Source organism: Streptomyces sp. NBC_01142 (assembly GCF_026341125.1).
Classification (GTDB): Bacteria; Actinomycetota; Actinomycetes; order Streptomycetales; family Streptomycetaceae; genus Streptomyces.
This window is the reverse complement of the sequence record NZ_JAPEOR010000003.1, coordinates 42,974-56,768: the sequence shown is the minus strand read 5'-3', so window position 1 is coordinate 56,768 and position 13,795 is coordinate 42,974. Positions and strand designations below refer to the sequence as shown.

Annotated in this window: 13 protein-coding genes and 1 pseudogene; 10 read left to right on the top strand and 4 right to left on the bottom strand. The window is 70.5% G+C overall.

The annotated features are described in order from the left end of the window. Nucleotides 1–279: 279 nt before the first annotated feature. A pseudogene (locus OG883_RS34250) lies at nt 280–977 on the bottom strand (DNA alkylation repair protein). A gap of 49 nt (nt 978–1,026) precedes the next feature. Between OG883_RS34250 and OG883_RS34245 the strand changes: the two are divergent. The 6 genes from OG883_RS34245 to OG883_RS34220 all read left to right on the top strand — a co-directional run bounded on the left by OG883_RS34245 (nt 1,027) and on the right by OG883_RS34220 (nt 6,923). Next, the gene (locus OG883_RS34245) at nt 1,027–1,734 is read left to right on the top strand and encodes a TVP38/TMEM64 family protein (RefSeq protein WP_266549907.1); all 708 of its coding nucleotides are present in this window, start codon (nt 1,027–1,029) and stop codon (nt 1,732–1,734) included. 228 nt (nt 1,735–1,962) lie between these two features. Continuing rightward, on the top strand, nt 1,963–3,972 hold the full coding sequence (locus OG883_RS34240) for an ABC transporter ATP-binding protein (protein WP_266549906.1): 2,010 nt from the start codon (nt 1,963–1,965) through the stop codon (nt 3,970–3,972). 353 nt (nt 3,973–4,325) lie between these two features. Further along, a complete protein-coding gene (locus OG883_RS34235) occupies nt 4,326–5,201 on the top strand; it encodes an undecaprenyl-diphosphate phosphatase (protein WP_266549904.1) in 876 nt (291 codons plus the stop codon). A gap of 53 nt (nt 5,202–5,254) precedes the next feature. Beyond that, entirely contained in the window at nt 5,255–5,428 is a 174-nt protein-coding gene (locus OG883_RS34230) for a hypothetical protein (RefSeq protein ID WP_266549902.1), read from the top strand. Nucleotides 5,429–5,521: 93 nt separating this feature from the next. After that, nucleotides 5,522–5,737 (top strand): hypothetical protein, encoded by a 216-nt coding sequence (locus tag OG883_RS34225; RefSeq protein WP_266549900.1) that lies wholly within the window; start codon nt 5,522–5,524, stop codon nt 5,735–5,737. Between the two features lie 28 nt (nt 5,738–5,765). Next, complete coding sequence (locus tag OG883_RS34220; RefSeq protein WP_266549898.1) at nt 5,766–6,923, top strand: methyltransferase; 1,158 nt, start codon at nt 5,766–5,768, stop codon at nt 6,921–6,923. A gap of 27 nt (nt 6,924–6,950) precedes the next feature. On the opposite strand, the gene OG883_RS34215 is transcribed toward OG883_RS34220, so the two are convergent. After that, on the bottom strand, nt 6,951–7,577 hold the full coding sequence (locus OG883_RS34215; RefSeq protein ID WP_266549895.1) for a flavin reductase family protein: 627 nt from the start codon (nt 7,575–7,577) through the stop codon (nt 6,951–6,953). Between the two features lie 84 nt (nt 7,578–7,661). Here OG883_RS34215 and OG883_RS34210 point away from each other — a divergent pair, with 84 nt between their 5' ends. The 3 genes from OG883_RS34210 (at nt 7,662) to lnt (ending at nt 11,038) form a co-directional block, all read left to right on the top strand. After that, nucleotides 7,662–8,657: an aldo/keto reductase gene (locus OG883_RS34210; RefSeq protein ID WP_266549892.1), complete on the top strand. Its 996-nt coding sequence runs from the start codon at nt 7,662–7,664 to the stop codon at nt 8,655–8,657. Between the two features lie 51 nt (nt 8,658–8,708). Next, the gene (locus OG883_RS34205; RefSeq protein ID WP_266549889.1) at nt 8,709–9,167 is read left to right on the top strand and encodes a nuclear transport factor 2 family protein; all 459 of its coding nucleotides are present in this window, start codon (nt 8,709–8,711) and stop codon (nt 9,165–9,167) included. A 302-nt stretch (nt 9,168–9,469) separates the two neighbouring features. After that, a complete protein-coding gene (gene lnt / locus OG883_RS34200; RefSeq protein WP_266553066.1) occupies nt 9,470–11,038 on the top strand; it encodes an apolipoprotein N-acyltransferase in 1,569 nt (522 codons plus the stop codon). On the opposite strand, the gene OG883_RS34195 is transcribed toward lnt, so the two are convergent. Further along, nucleotides 10,962–11,867, bottom strand: coding sequence for a Gfo/Idh/MocA family protein (locus OG883_RS34195; RefSeq protein ID WP_266553063.1), 906 nt, complete (start codon nt 11,865–11,867; stop codon nt 10,962–10,964). The genes lnt and OG883_RS34195 overlap by 77 nt on opposite strands. An 11-nt stretch (nt 11,868–11,878) precedes the next feature. Further along, nucleotides 11,879–13,099 carry an FAD-dependent monooxygenase gene (locus tag OG883_RS34190; protein WP_266549886.1) on the bottom strand — a complete coding sequence of 407 codons (1,221 nt, stop codon included), beginning with the start codon at nt 13,097–13,099 and terminating at the stop codon, nt 11,879–11,881. Nucleotides 13,100–13,180: 81 nt separating this feature from the next. Between OG883_RS34190 and OG883_RS34185 the strand changes: the two genes are divergently transcribed. Next, nucleotides 13,181–13,774, top strand: coding sequence for a TetR/AcrR family transcriptional regulator (locus OG883_RS34185; RefSeq protein WP_266549883.1), 594 nt, complete (start codon nt 13,181–13,183; stop codon nt 13,772–13,774). The last annotated feature ends 21 nt before the right edge of the window (nt 13,775–13,795 follow it).

The following is a 13,795-nucleotide window of genomic DNA, read 5'->3' as shown; positions in this document are numbered from 1 at the left end:
GCTTTCTTCCTCGGATCTCGAAGCGTGATGGGGACCCCTGGTCCTTGCCGACCCTCCCCCTGTGGGGTCCGCCGGACGATCCGGGAAGGGTCAGCTTCGGGCGCCGTCGACGGGCGCTGCGACAGCGGCGGCTGCGGCCGCTGCGGGGAATGCGGCAGCCTTCGGCGCGTCCGCGACTGCGGACGGCGCTGCGAGGAAGGCGTACCGGAACATGTCGTCGATGATCGCCGACCGGCATGGCCGCGTCGAATGGTTTTCCGTGTGCGGGAGTTCAGCGGGTCACAGATGCTTGAGCGCTTCTCGTACGGACAGCGGCGCGAGCCGGTCGCGGGCACCGTCGACGAAGTCGCGTACCGCGTCCGGATCGGTCCTGGCGTACTCGCGCAGGCTCCAGCCGATCGCCTTGCGGATGAAGAAGTCGGGGTGGGCGGCCTGGCGCAGGCAGTAGCCGAAGAGCCGCCCGGTGTCGGTCGCGTCCTTGTAGCGGAGATGGTGGAGCAGCGCGGTGCGCGCGACCCACAGGTTCTCGTCCTCGATCCAGGCGTCCATGTCGGACTTCAGTTCCGGGTCGGCGGCCACCAGGGGGCCGACGACATGCGCGGCGAGCAGGTCGACCGTGTCCCACCAGGGGACGGTGACAACGAGCCGGTGGGCCACGGGGAGGAAGCCCGACGAGCAGCGCCCCGCATGGCGGCGCAGATAGTCGACGGCGAAGTACTGGTACTCGCGCTCGGGCAGAGCCCAGCAACGCAGGGCGACGGCCGCGCAGTCCACCTCGTCGGGGCGCGGGGTGCCCGTGAGGACGGTGCGGGCAAGGCGCGGCGGGCGGGGGTGGGGATACCGAGGAAGGGGGCGACGTCCTTCATGTATGCCCTGGCCCGGGTGGCGCGCGTCGGGTCGGCTCCGGTGGGGTACACGGCGGTGAGCCGTTCCATGACGGTGTCGGCGAGATCGCTGCGCGGGACGGCAGGGGGCATGCGGCTCACATTACGGCGATCACACCTGTCTGTCGGTTAGTCTCCCCGGATGCTCGACCCCGTCCCCAGGCCCGCCTCCGGCCTCGCCATCCGCTGTTCCAGGGCACTGTTCTCGCCCTGGTCCCGGTTGTCGCTGCTTGTGATGGTGCTGGCGTCGGCGGCGGTCATGGTGGTGCTGTACGAACCGCAGCGGCTGCTGTCTGCCGGCTGGCCGCCACAGCTGAGCGGCGGTGCGGCGGCCGTGGTCCTGTTCGGTGTCGGGTACGGGGTGTGCACCGCGGCGTTCGTTCCGCGTCCGCTGCTGAATCTGGCGGCGGGGGCGCTCTTCGGCTCGCAGGCCGGTCTGGTCTCGGCGATCGCCGGGACGGTGCTGGGTGCGGGCATCGCGTTCACTCTCGGCCGGGTGCTGGGCCAGGACGCACTGCGGCCGCTGCTGCGGGGCCGCTGGCTGAAGGCGGCCGACGGTCAGCTGAGCCGGCACGGCTTCCGCTCGATGCTGGCGATCAGGCTCTTCCCGGGAGTGCCGTTCGCCGCGGCCAACTACTGCGCGGCCGTCTCCCGTATGGGCTATGTGCCCTTTCTGCTGGCGACGGGTCTGGGGTCGATCCCGAACACGGCGGCGTATGTGGTGGCGGGCAGCCGGGCGGGTTCCCCGACGTCGCCCGCGTTTCTGATCGCGATGGGCTTCATCGTGGTGACCGGTCTCGCCGCGGCCGTGGTCGCCTGGCGCAAGCGTCACCACATGCGCGACCGCTGATCCCGCCGCGTCGCGTGATCCCTCCGCGCCGCGTGGTACCTCTGCACCGCCTGATCCCGCCTGCCTGGGCCTGATCCGCCCTGCGCCGCGCGCGTACGCCTATTGAGCCGCCCCCTCGAGATCGAACTGTCGTACGGGAAATAGCCCCTCGCTCCCCGTGACGAGGCGGCGATCAAGGGCGTTCTACGACCGTTGGCCCCGCACCCCCGGTCTGCGACAGGAGCGCCCATGCCCAAGCGCACCCCCCGTACCGACGAGACACCGCACGCCGAGCCCTCCGAGTCCGAGCAGCTGCTCTTCGGCGGCCCCCTGCGCTACGACATGGGCTGGAACAAACACGAGGACGCGTTTCTGCAGCTGAACCTGCGGTCGATGGTGTCGCGGCTCCCGCGTCTGATCGGTATCACCGTCCAGTTGGCGTGGGAGGCGGACAAGTCGGCCCTGCGCCTTGTGGCGTGCGCGGAGATCGGCCGCGGGATCAGTCAGGCGGCCGGCCTCATCGCCGTGAACCGGATCCTCGCCCATCTCCTCGACAAGGGCAGCACCGCCGAGCGCCTCACCGCGGCCGGACCGGCGCTGGCCGTCGCCGGTGTCGCCGCGCTCATCGGCGCGGTGCTGGGGGCCCTGTCCACGGCCGGCACCGGACAACTCGAACCGAAGGTCGAGCGGGTGGCCACCGAGCGCTACTTGACGCACACCGCGAAGGTGGAGCTGGAGGCGGTGGAGGACGACGAGTTCCACAAGCTCCTCGACAGCGCCTCGTACGGCTCAGGCTCCGCCCGCCGGATGGTGACGTACTGCACGAACGTCATCAATGCCGTGCTGTCACTGGTCGCCGCGGCCGGTGTTCTCGCCGTACTGCATCCCCTGCTGCTGCCGCTGCTCGTCGCCATGACACTGCCCAGCGCATGGGCGGCCCTGTCCGTCGCACGTCGCCGGTACCTGTCCTTCCACATCTGGGTGCAGCACTCGCGGGCCGGGCAGCTCATCGGCCGCTTACTGATCTCCCCCGAGGCGGCTCCCGAAATCCGCGTACACAACGTCGGGCCGTTTCTCCTCCACCACTTCCGGGCCATGTCCGAGTCGCAGGAGGCGGAACAGCAGAGGCTGGCCCGGCTCGCCGCCCGTACGGGCCTGATCGCGGCCGGCTGGACCGGGGTCGCGGCGGCTGCCGCCTATGCCACGCTCGGCGGCCTGCTGTGGACCGGGGCGATGGCTCTCTCCGTCGGCGGCACAGCGGTGCTCGCCATCCGCAGCGGCTCCTCCAGCCTCGAGAACCTGGTGCTCCAGATCAACTACCTGCACGAGGAGAGCCTGTTCGTCGGTGATCTGCACCGGCTCTGCGAAGAGGCCGCCCAGCGGGCCATCCCGGTGGGCGGACTGCCGCTGCCCGCCCGACCACGCGTGATCCGCTTCGAGGATGTCGTCTTCACCTACCAGGGCAAGGACAACAAGAGGGCACTGGACGGAGCCAGTCTGACCATCCCCACCGGGAAGATCGTCGCGCTCGTCGGGGAGAACGGCAGCGGCAAAAGCACCCTGGTCAAGCTCTTGTGCGGGCTCTACCGACCCGACTCGGGCTGCATCCTGTGGGACGACGTCGACGCCGCGGAAGCCGACCGGCAGGAGCTGGTCTCCCGCGTCGCGATGGTGGGCCAGGACTTCTACCACTGGCCCTTCACCGCGGCAGTGAACATCAGCATCGGACGCCCCGAGGCACCGGTGAGTCAGGACCGTCTGGACCGGGCCGTCGCGTACGCGGGCGCCGACGAGCTGCTCGAGGAGCTGCCGCGCGGCCGGCAGACCCTCCTCGCCCGCGGCTACAAGGGCGGCCATCAGCTCTCCGGAGGTGAGTGGCAACGCCTGGGCCTCGGCCGCGCGCACTACCGCTCCGGGCAGATCCTCATCGTCGACGAGCCCACCTCGGCACTCGACGCGAAGGCGGAGCAGCAGCTCTTCGAGCAGATCCGCACCCTCGCCGACGCGGGGCAGACCGTCATCCTCATCACCCACCGGCTCGGATCGGTCAGGGCCGCGGACCTGATCCACGTCCTTGAGCACGGCCGAGTCGTGGAATCCGGCTCGTTCGCCGACCTGCTGTCCGACGAGGTGACCGGACCGAAGGTCTTCCGCGACCTGTACCGGATCCAGGCGGCGCAGTACGCCGTGGAAGCGCCGACGCTCCCCTCGCAGCGCGGGCCCGCATCGGCGCAGGACTCGGCATCGGGCGGGTGCTGAGGGGAGGTCCACGGCAGCCGGCGGGCACGGAGGGGAAGGTCCACGGCACCCGGCGGGCTCGGTGCCCCGCATCACGGTGGGCCGCACGGCAGATCCCACAGGGCCCGCGGCATACCCCGTCATCCGGGGACGCTACGCTGCCATCCGACTGGCGCTTGATCGGGACAGCGACGCGCCATGAGTCCGCGAGCATCTGACAGACCGTCAGCCAAGTCAGCAAAGGGTCAGCATGACGACGACCACACGCGCCATCGCATGAGCACACCGGTGCACCGACCGGCAGCCGGTACCTCATTGCTGACCCGCGCGTTTGCCGGTCAGACCGTGATCATCTCTTGGGTGGCGTAGTTTTCATGTCTTGGTTCGAATCATTCATCCTCGGGCTCGTCCAGGGGCTGACCGAGTTCCTGCCGATCTCTTCCAGTGCGCATCTGCGGCTCACCGCCGCCTTCGCCGGCTGGGAGGACCCGGGTGCGGCGTTCACCGCGATCACGCAGATCGGTACGGAGACGGCCGTTCTCATCTACTTCCGCAAGGACATCGTGCGGATCGTCTCCGCCTGGTCCCGCTCGCTCACGAACAAGGCGCTGCGCAGCGACCACGACGCCCAGATGGGCTGGCTCGTCATCGTCGGATCGATCCCGATCGGCGTGCTCGGTGTCACGTTCAAGGACCAGATCGAGGGCCCCTTCCGTGATCTGCGGCTGATCGCCACCACTCTGATCGTCATGGGCATCGTCCTCGGCATCGCCGACCGGCTGGCCGCGCGCGACGAGGCCGGCGGCAAGCACCGCGCGATCAAGCAGCGCAAGACCCTCCAGGAGCTGAGCGTCAAGGACGGCCTGATCTACGGCCTCTGCCAGGCGATGGCGCTGATCCCCGGCGTCTCCCGCTCGGGTGCCACGATCAGCGGTGGTCTGCTCATGGGTTACACCCGCGAGGCGGCGGCCCGCTACTCGTTCCTGCTGGCGATCCCTGCCGTCCTGGCTTCCGGCGTCTTCGAACTGAAGGACGCGAGCGAGGGCGGGCATGTGTCCTGGCCGCAGACGATCTTCGCGACGATCATTGCCTTCGCGGTGGGCTACGCGGTGATCGCCTGGTTCATGAAGTTCATCACGACGAAGAGTTTCATGCCGTTCGTGATCTACCGGGTGCTGCTCGGAATCGTGCTGTTCATCCTGGTCGGCACGGATGTGCTGAGCCCTCACGCGGGCGAGTCCGGCGACTGAGGCAGCCGCACGCGGTGCAGACGGCTGCCGGACCGAGGTCCTAACCTGTCGCCATGTCCCCCTTTCCCAAGGCATCGGACACCACGTTGTCCGCCGCCGAGCTGAACACCCGGATCCGCGAGCTGTGGGCGGACGGGGAGCTGCCCGACGAGAGGCGGCCGGAGTACGAGGCACTGGTCGTGGAGTGGGCCGCGGCAGCCCATCAGGACGTCGAGCGGGCGGCCTGAGCGGACTCCGGCGACAGCCTGCGGACCCGCCGCCTCCCCGGCCCACGGGCCGCCCGACCTGCGATCTCCGCGCCGTCGGCGCACCCTGGGGACATGGCCTGGCAGCCGCCGATCGTCGTGCTTCCGCCCTCCCCCGGAGGCGGGCGCCGTGTCACCGTGCGCGGCGAGATCGTCGGTCTGGCCCACAGTGACCGGGATCTCGTGGAGTTTCTCCGGCGGGCCGGTCTGGAGGACGCCGACATGATCCTCGACGACCCTCACCTCGTCGAGTGGCGTGGCGGCCGGGCCCACCACGGATACGCGGCATGACCGAGCACTCGGCTAGCCTGAGTGCACAATGAATCGTTTGACGACGTCATGGGGCGAGTACGACCTCACTCGCTTCCCCGAGGACCCCCGCGAAACACTCCGCGCCTGGGACGCTGCCGATGAGTACCTGCTCCGGCATCTCCAGGGAATCGACGCGGCCGCGCCGACGGACCTGAGTGGCTCCGTGGTCGTCGTCGGCGACCGGTGGGGCGCTCTGGTCACCTCGATCGCCGGACACCACCCCGTACAGATCACCGATTCCTACCTCGGCCAGGAGGCCACCCGGGTGAATCTGGCGCGCAACGGCGTCGACCCGGGCGCCGTACGGCTGCTGTCGGCCAGGGAGACCCCGCCGGAGCGGATCGACGTCCTGCTGATCCGGGTGCCCAAGAGCCTCGCGCTGCTCGAGGACCAGCTGCACCGCCTGGCCCCCGCCGTCCACGCCGGCACGGTCGTCATCGGCACGGGCATGGTCACCGAGATCCACACCTCCACGCTGAAGCTGTTCGAGCGGATCCTCGGTCCTACCCGGACCTCGCTGGCGGTGAAGAAGGCGCGGCTCATCTTCTGTACGCCCGACTCCCAGCTCGCCCGCGTCCCCAGCCCCTGGCCGCTGCGGTATGCGCTGCCCACCGATGTCGGCACGCTCGCGGGCCTGACCGTCACCAACCACGCGGGCATCTTCTGCGCCGAGCGCCTCGACATCGGCACCCGGTTCTTCCTGCGCAGCCTGCCGAGGCGCCACGGCGCCGAGCGCGTGGTGGACCTGGGCTGCGGGAACGGGGTGATCGGCACGGCCGCCGCGCTGGCCAACCCGGAGGCCGCGGTGACCTTCGTCGACGAGTCGTTCTCCGCGGTGGCCTCGGCCGAGGCCACCTACCGCGAGAACATCGCCTCGGACGCCAAGGCGGAGTTCGTGGTCGGCGACGGCCTGTCCTACGTGCCGGACGAGGCTGTCGATCTGGTGCTGAACAATCCGCCGTTCCACTCGCACCAGGCGACGACCGACGCGACGGCCCGCCGGATGTTCGGCGGCTCGCGCCGCGCGCTGCGCCCCGGCGGCGAGCTGTGGGTGATCGGCAACCGGCATCTCGGGTACCACGTGAAGCTGCGCCGCCTGTTCGGCAACTGCGAAGTCGTCGCGAGCGACCCCAAGTTCGTGGTCCTGCGGGCCGTCAGGAGCTGACCGCCCCCTCGGGGCGGTGAGCGGCGCTCACCCTTCGGGGCGCTGTGCCTCGCCGTCCCGCCACTGCGCGTACGGGATGCGGGAGATCTCACGTACGCCGCCGAGCATGCCCCACTCGTCCTTGCCGAGGCGCGTGAGCGGCGCCAGCTTCGTCACCTCGGGGTGCCCGCCCACCATCACGTCGTCGCTGATCGCCGCGTGCACGACACGGCCGAAAACGACGGTCGAGTCACCCAGCCGTACGGTGCTGTGCAGTTCGCACTCCAGAGCTACCGGGGACGCTGCGACACGCGGCGGCTTCACCCGCAGGCTCGCTTCGCGCGCGATACCGACCGCGTCGAACTCGCTGACGCCGCGCGGGAAATCGGTGGCGGTCGCGTTGATCTGCTCGAAGAGCGGCTCGGGCGCGAAGTTGACCACGAACGCGCCGGTGTCCTCGATATTGCGCAGCGAGTCCTTGCGGCCGACCGAGGTGAACTGGACGACCGGAGGCGAGACGCACGAGATCGTGAAGAAGGAGTGCGGGGCGAGATTGTCGGTCCCCTCGGCCGATGTGGTGGAGACCCAGGCGATGGGCCGGGGGACGACCGTGGCGGTCATCAGCCGGTAGAAGGTGTCGCGGTCGCACTGAACGGGGTCGAAATCGATGCGCATGAGGGCAGTATGGCGGGTGAGACACAAGGTCACCGGGTCAGTAGGCTCGCAGGTCCATGGAGACGACGGAGGGGGACACAGCACATGGCGTACGTCGCCGATGACGACCGGTATTCCGGCATGCGGTACCGGCGGTGCGGGAACAGCGGTGTCCGGCTGCCCGAGATCTCCCTCGGGCTGTGGCACAACTTCGGCGACACCAGCCCGCTGGAGACCCAGCGCGCCGTACTGCGCCGGGCGTTCGACCTCGGTGTGACGCACATTGATCTGGCCAACAACTACGGCACGCCGTTCGGCTCCGCCGAGGCGAACTTCGGTGTCCACTACCGGGCCGACTTCCGCCCGTACCGGGACGAGCTGTTCATCGCCACCAAGGCGGGCAACGAGATGTGGGCCGGCCCGTACGGCGAGTGGGGTTCGCGCAAGCATCTGCTGGCCAGCCTCGACCAGTCGCTGAGCAGGCTCGGGGTGGAGTACGTCGATGTCTTCTACTCGCACCGGCCCGACCCCGACACTCCGCTCGAGGAGACGATGGGCGCGCTGGACACCGCCGTACGCCAGGGAAAGGCGCTGTACGCCGGCCTGTCGAACTACAGCCCGGCCGGGACCGCCCAGGCCGCCGGGATACTGGGGCAGCTCGGCACCCCTCTGCTGGTCAACCAGCATCCGTACTCCCTGCTGGAGCGCCGCATCGAGGACGGTGTGCTGGATGCCTCCGAGGCGGTGGGGGCCGGACTCGTCGCCTTCTCGCCGCTCGCGCAGGGCCAGTTGACCGACCGCTATCTCTCCGGCGTACCGGCGGACTCGCGGATGGCGGCCGGCCGCTATCTGACCCGCGACGTTCTCACCGGGGAACGCCAGGAGCTGCTGCGCTCGCTGGATGCGCTGGCACGGGAACGGGGCCAGACGCTCGCGCAGCTGGCGCTCGCCTGGCTGCTGCGTGACACACGCGTCACGTCCGTACTCGTCGGAGCCAGCAGTGTCCGTCAGCTGGAACAGAACCTGGGAGCGCTCGACGCGCCCGGCTTCTCGGGCGACGAATTGGCAGAGATCGACCGATTGTTGACCAAGAGCGGGTGACGGGCCCGCAAAGCCCTTGGCCTGAGACCCCGACTACCCGAAACTGAGCCGATGACGCAGCGCGTGGATCTCGCGACCGTGATGGACCGGCTGACCATCGACGAACTGGTCAGCCGTTATGCAGTGGCCGTGGACGACGGAGACTGGAGCGCCTACCGGGCCCTGTTCGCGCCGGAGGGGCGCGCGGACTACCGCAGCTCGGGCGGGATCGAGGGGCCGGCCGCCGAGGTCGCCGACTGGCTGGCGGAGGCGATGGGGCTCTTTCCCGTACGCCAGCACCTCATCGTCAACCGCCTGCTGGACATTCAGGACCTGGGTGGATATCCGGGTGACCGGGCCGAGGTGCAGGCCGACTATGTGAACCCGATGCAGCTGGAGTCGGGCGACGACTTCGTCTCCGGCGGGCGGTACACCTTCAGCCTGGTGCGTCTGGATGCCGGCTGGCGGCTGCGCACCGTGGTGATCAATGAGAAGTGGCGCCGGGCCGCCGGCGCACTCGGCGGGGCCTGAGGTGCCGGGGCAGCCGAGGTGCCGGGGCAGCCGAGGTGCCGGGACGGCTGAGGTGCCGGGACGGCTGAGGTGCCGGGACGGCTGAGGTGCCGGGACGGCTGAGGTGCCGGGACGGCTGTGCCGAGGGCGCCCTGTCGGCGGCCGCCGTCCTCCCGCACACTGGAGGTGACACTGCTCGGGCCTGGGGCACTCGGGTCCTGCGGCCCCTTCGGGTCTGGACGAGGAGGCGCGGTATGCGGATTCCGGTCGCCCGGGACGAGCGGTGTGAGCGGCGCGAACGGTGGGGGCGCGGCCGACGGCTGATGGCATCGCCCCGGTGGCGCGGCGCCGCCGCGCTCACGGCCGGGGCACTGCCCGCACTGGCCTTTCCCGAACCCTCCCTGTGGTGGTTCGCGTATGTCGCGCTGGTGCCGTGGATGCTGCTCGTCCGCTCCGCGCCCACAGGCCGCCGGGCGGCGATCGAGGGATGGCTGGGCGGCATCGGCTTCGTGATCGCCGTGCACCACTGGCTGGTGCCCAGCCTCCATGTGTTCCTCGTGGTGCTGGCAGCACTGCTCGGGCTGATGTGGGCACCGTGGGGGTGGCTGGTGCGCTCACTGCTGGGCGGGGCGCCTTCCGCAGCCCGTACCGCCGCCGCCCTGGCCGTCGTCCCCTCGGGCTGGCTCATGATCGAACTGGTCCGGTCCTGGGAAGGGCTGGGCGGGCCCTGGGGACTCCTGGGAGCCAGCCAGTGGGAGGTCTCCCCCGCCCTGCGGCTCGCGTCGATGGGCGGGGTCTGGCTGGTGAGTCTGCTGGTGCTGGCGGTGAACACCGCGGTCACTGTGCTGGTGGCGATACCACCGGCCCGTACGGCAGCGGTGGGCGGAATCCTCGTGTGCGCCCTCACCATGACGGCGGTCTGGATATGGGCTCCGCAGCCACAGCAGTCGGGGCGGACCCGGATCGCGATCGTCCAGCCGGGCGTCGTCGACGGCATGGGCAGCGTCGACCGCCGCTTCGACCGCAGCGAGGAACTGACCCGTGAACTGGCCGGTCAGGACCTCGATCTGGTGGTGTGGGGCGAGAGCAGCGTCGGTGAGGATCTGCGCGAGCGGCCCGATCTGGCGGCGCGTCTCGCGGTGCTCTCGCGCGCGGTGGGCGCCGAGGTGCTGGTCAATGTGGACGCGCGCCGCGAGGACGCCTCCGGCCGGGCCGGCATCTTCAAGAGCTCCGTCCTCGTCGGCCCACAGGGTCCGACCGGCGACCGCTACGACAAGATGCGGCTGATCCCCTTCGGCGAGTACATCCCGGCCCGTGCGCTGCTGGGCTGGGCAACTTCGGTGGGCAAGGCGGCGGGAGAGGACCGGCTGCGCGGCAGCCGACCGGTGGTGATGGTGCTGCCGGGCGACGGGCAGGGCGGGCTGCGGCTCGGCACTCTGGTCTGCTTCGAGTCGGCGTTCCCCGACATGAGCCGCCACCTGGTCCGGGATGGCGCGCAGCTGCTGATCGCCCAGTCGTCGACCTCGTCCTTCCAGGGGAGCTGGGCCCCCGAACAGCACGCCTCGCTGGCGGCGCTGCGCGCGGCCGAGAGCGGACGTCCGATGGTGCATGCCACGCTCACCGGCGTCAGCGCGGTGTACGGTCCGGGCGGCGACCGGGTCGGCAGCCCGCTGGGCACGGACAGCAGTACCGCGGCGGTGTACGACATCCCGCTGGCCCGCGGCACCACGCTGTACGTGAGGTTCGGCGACTGGCCTCTCTACGGCGCGTTCGCCGTGCTTGCCGCGTTCTGTGCGGCCGAGGGCGCCCGGTCCCTCAGGAAGCCTGCTCCAGGGCCCGGAGCAGCAGCTGTTCACACAGCTCATGAGTCCTCAGCGCGTCCTGCGCGCTGAGCAGCTTTCCCGCGCGCACCGCGTCGAGGAAGGCAAGCACCGACTGCTCGATACCCCGCTGCCGGGCGACGGACACCCAGTCCCCGCGCCGCCGCAGGCTGGGCTGTCCCTTGTGGTCCACGATCTCCGCGAGATTGCGGACCTCCCTCTTGGTGTCCTGCCCCGACACCTCGAGGATCTCCTCGGTGGAGCCGCTCATCCGGTTCATCGTGCCGATGGCGGTGAATCCGTCGCCGGAGAGCTGCAGCACGACATGGTGCATCAGCCCGTCGACGATCCGCGCCCGTACGTCGGTGTGCTCGACCGGCCCCGGGACCAGGAAGCGCAGGGTGTCGACAACGTGAATGAAGTCGTCGAGGACGAGGGTGCGCGGATCCTCGGCGAGGCCGACGCGGTTCTTCTGCATCAGGATCAGCTCGCGCGGGTGCTCCAGGCATTGGGCATAACCGGGCGCGAGACGGCGGTTGAAGCCGACGGCCAGGCTGGTTCCGTGCTCCTCGGCGAGCTGCACCAGCCGCTCGGATTCGGCCAGTTCGTACGCCAGCGGCTTGTCGACGTACGTCGCCACGCCCGCCTCGAGCAGCCGCGTGACGATCTCGGCGTGCGCGGAGGTCGGGGCGTGCACAAAGGCGGCGTCCATGCCCTGCGCGAGGAGTGAGCCGAGGTCGGTGTGGCATCGGCCGGCGGGGATGTGATGGGTCTCGGCGACCCGCTCCAGGGTGGCCGGCGTGCGGGTCTGCAGATGCAGTTCGACCCCGGGAAGCATGGTGAGCACAGGCAGGTAGGCCTTCTGCGCAATGTCTCCGAGCCCGATGCAGCCGACCTTCACTGAGGCCTCCCTCAACGCTGTGACGGTTGCCCGTCCGGTACGTCCTGTGCACCGGCAGCATACGTGCGCTGCGGCGGCTGCCAGTCGGCGATGCCGTCGAAGGTCCGCAGGACGACGCCGGGTCCGAGCCGGGAGACCGCGGACATCAGGGTGTCGCGCACCGCGACGGCCGGGGCGCTGGTCAGGGACATCATCCGGGCGATCTGTGCGGACTTGCGGACGATGCCCATGGTCCGCGGAAGACGCTGCGCGCTGTACGCGGCGAGGCCGGCGCCCAGGTCGGCACCGGGCGCCGCATGATGGGCGAGGACGATGCCGTCCTCGATGGCCTGGTTGCCGCCCTGACCGAGGGTGGGGGCCATGGCGTGGGCGGCGTCGCCGACGAGCACGGTCCGGCCCCGGTGGAAGGACGGAAGCGCCTTGATGAGGTGGTGGATGTCGTTGCGCAGGACGTGGTCGGGCCGGGCGGCGGCGATGATCGCGGGGATCGGGTCGTGCCAGGCGCCGAACCTGCGCAGCAGTTCGGCCTTCTCGTCGTCGGCGGCGCGGCCTCCGGCGGGGGTGACGGCCGCGGCGTAGGCGTAGATCCGGCCGTCCTTGAGGGGCTGCGTACCCCACAGTGCGCCCGGTCCCCAGGTCTCGTGGGGTGCGAAGGGCCGACCGGGCGCGGGGACGACCACGCGCCAGGCGGTGATTCCGGAGTAGGACGGGCCGGGGTGCTCGGGGTAGAGGGTCCGGCGCACCGCGGAGTGGATGCCGTCGGCGCCGATGACGAGGTCGGCCTCCCATTCACCGTCCGGTGTGGACACCACGGCCCGGCGGCCGCCCGCTTCGCCCGCGTCGACGAGGGAGGCGGCGGCCTTGGTACGGACGACACCGTCGGGCAGCCGGGCGGCGAGGCGCTCGATCAGGGTGGCGCGGTGGACGAGCACCAGGGGTCCGCCGAAGCGTTCGGTCGCGGCGGCGCTGTTCGTACGGGCGAGCCAGCGGCCGCCCGGGGTGCGCATGCCGCCGTCGCCCTGCCAGGCGGCCAGTTCGCGGATTTCGTCGCCGAGGCCGATGACGTCGAGGGCGCGCTGGGAGTTGGGGGCCAGACCGATGCCGGCTCCCACCGGCTCCAGCGAAGCGGCCCGCTCCAGGACAGTGACCTGCCAGCCGGTCTGCTGCAGGGCCACGGCGGCGGTCAGTCCGCCGATTCCGCTTCCGACGACCACGGCACGGAGTTCGGGCATGGCTCCTCCTCAATCCCCAACTACATCTGTAGTGACAGCTTCACCGTACTACAGCTGTAGTTGAAGCGGTAGGTTGTACCCATGACCGCACGCACCACCCCGGGGACCTCCCGCGCCGAACTGATCGCCGACGCCGCGCTGACCCTGCTCGCCGAGCGGGGGATGCGCGGGCTCACCCATCGCGCGGTGGACGAGGCCGCCGGACTCCCCCAGGGCTCGACATCGAACTACGCCCGCACCCGGCAGGCGCTGCTGGAGGCCGCGGTGCGGCGGCAGGCGGAGCGTGAGGCGTCCGTCCTGACCCCGCACGAGATGCCCGTACCCAACGGCGGCATGGACGGCCTGGTCGATGCGCTCGCGCTCGCACTGCACCGCTATCTGACCCACCACCGCGAACTGCTGATCTCCCGCTACGAACTGGCACTGGAAGCGACGCGGCGGCCGGAGCTGCGCGCGTTCTACGACGCGACGGGCAGCCAGTTCCGCGGGCCGCTCAACGCACTCATGGCCGCGGCGGGTTCCCCCGAACCGGAGCGCCATGCGCTGTCGTTGGTGGCGTGGTGCGAGGGGCTGATGTTCTCCTGCGCGGCCGGGTCGTACCACGCCTCCGTCCCCGAACTGGACGAGCTGCGCACCGGATTCGGCGAGCTGCTGCGCGGGATGCTCGGCGAATAAGCTCTGGCGGCACGGCGATCC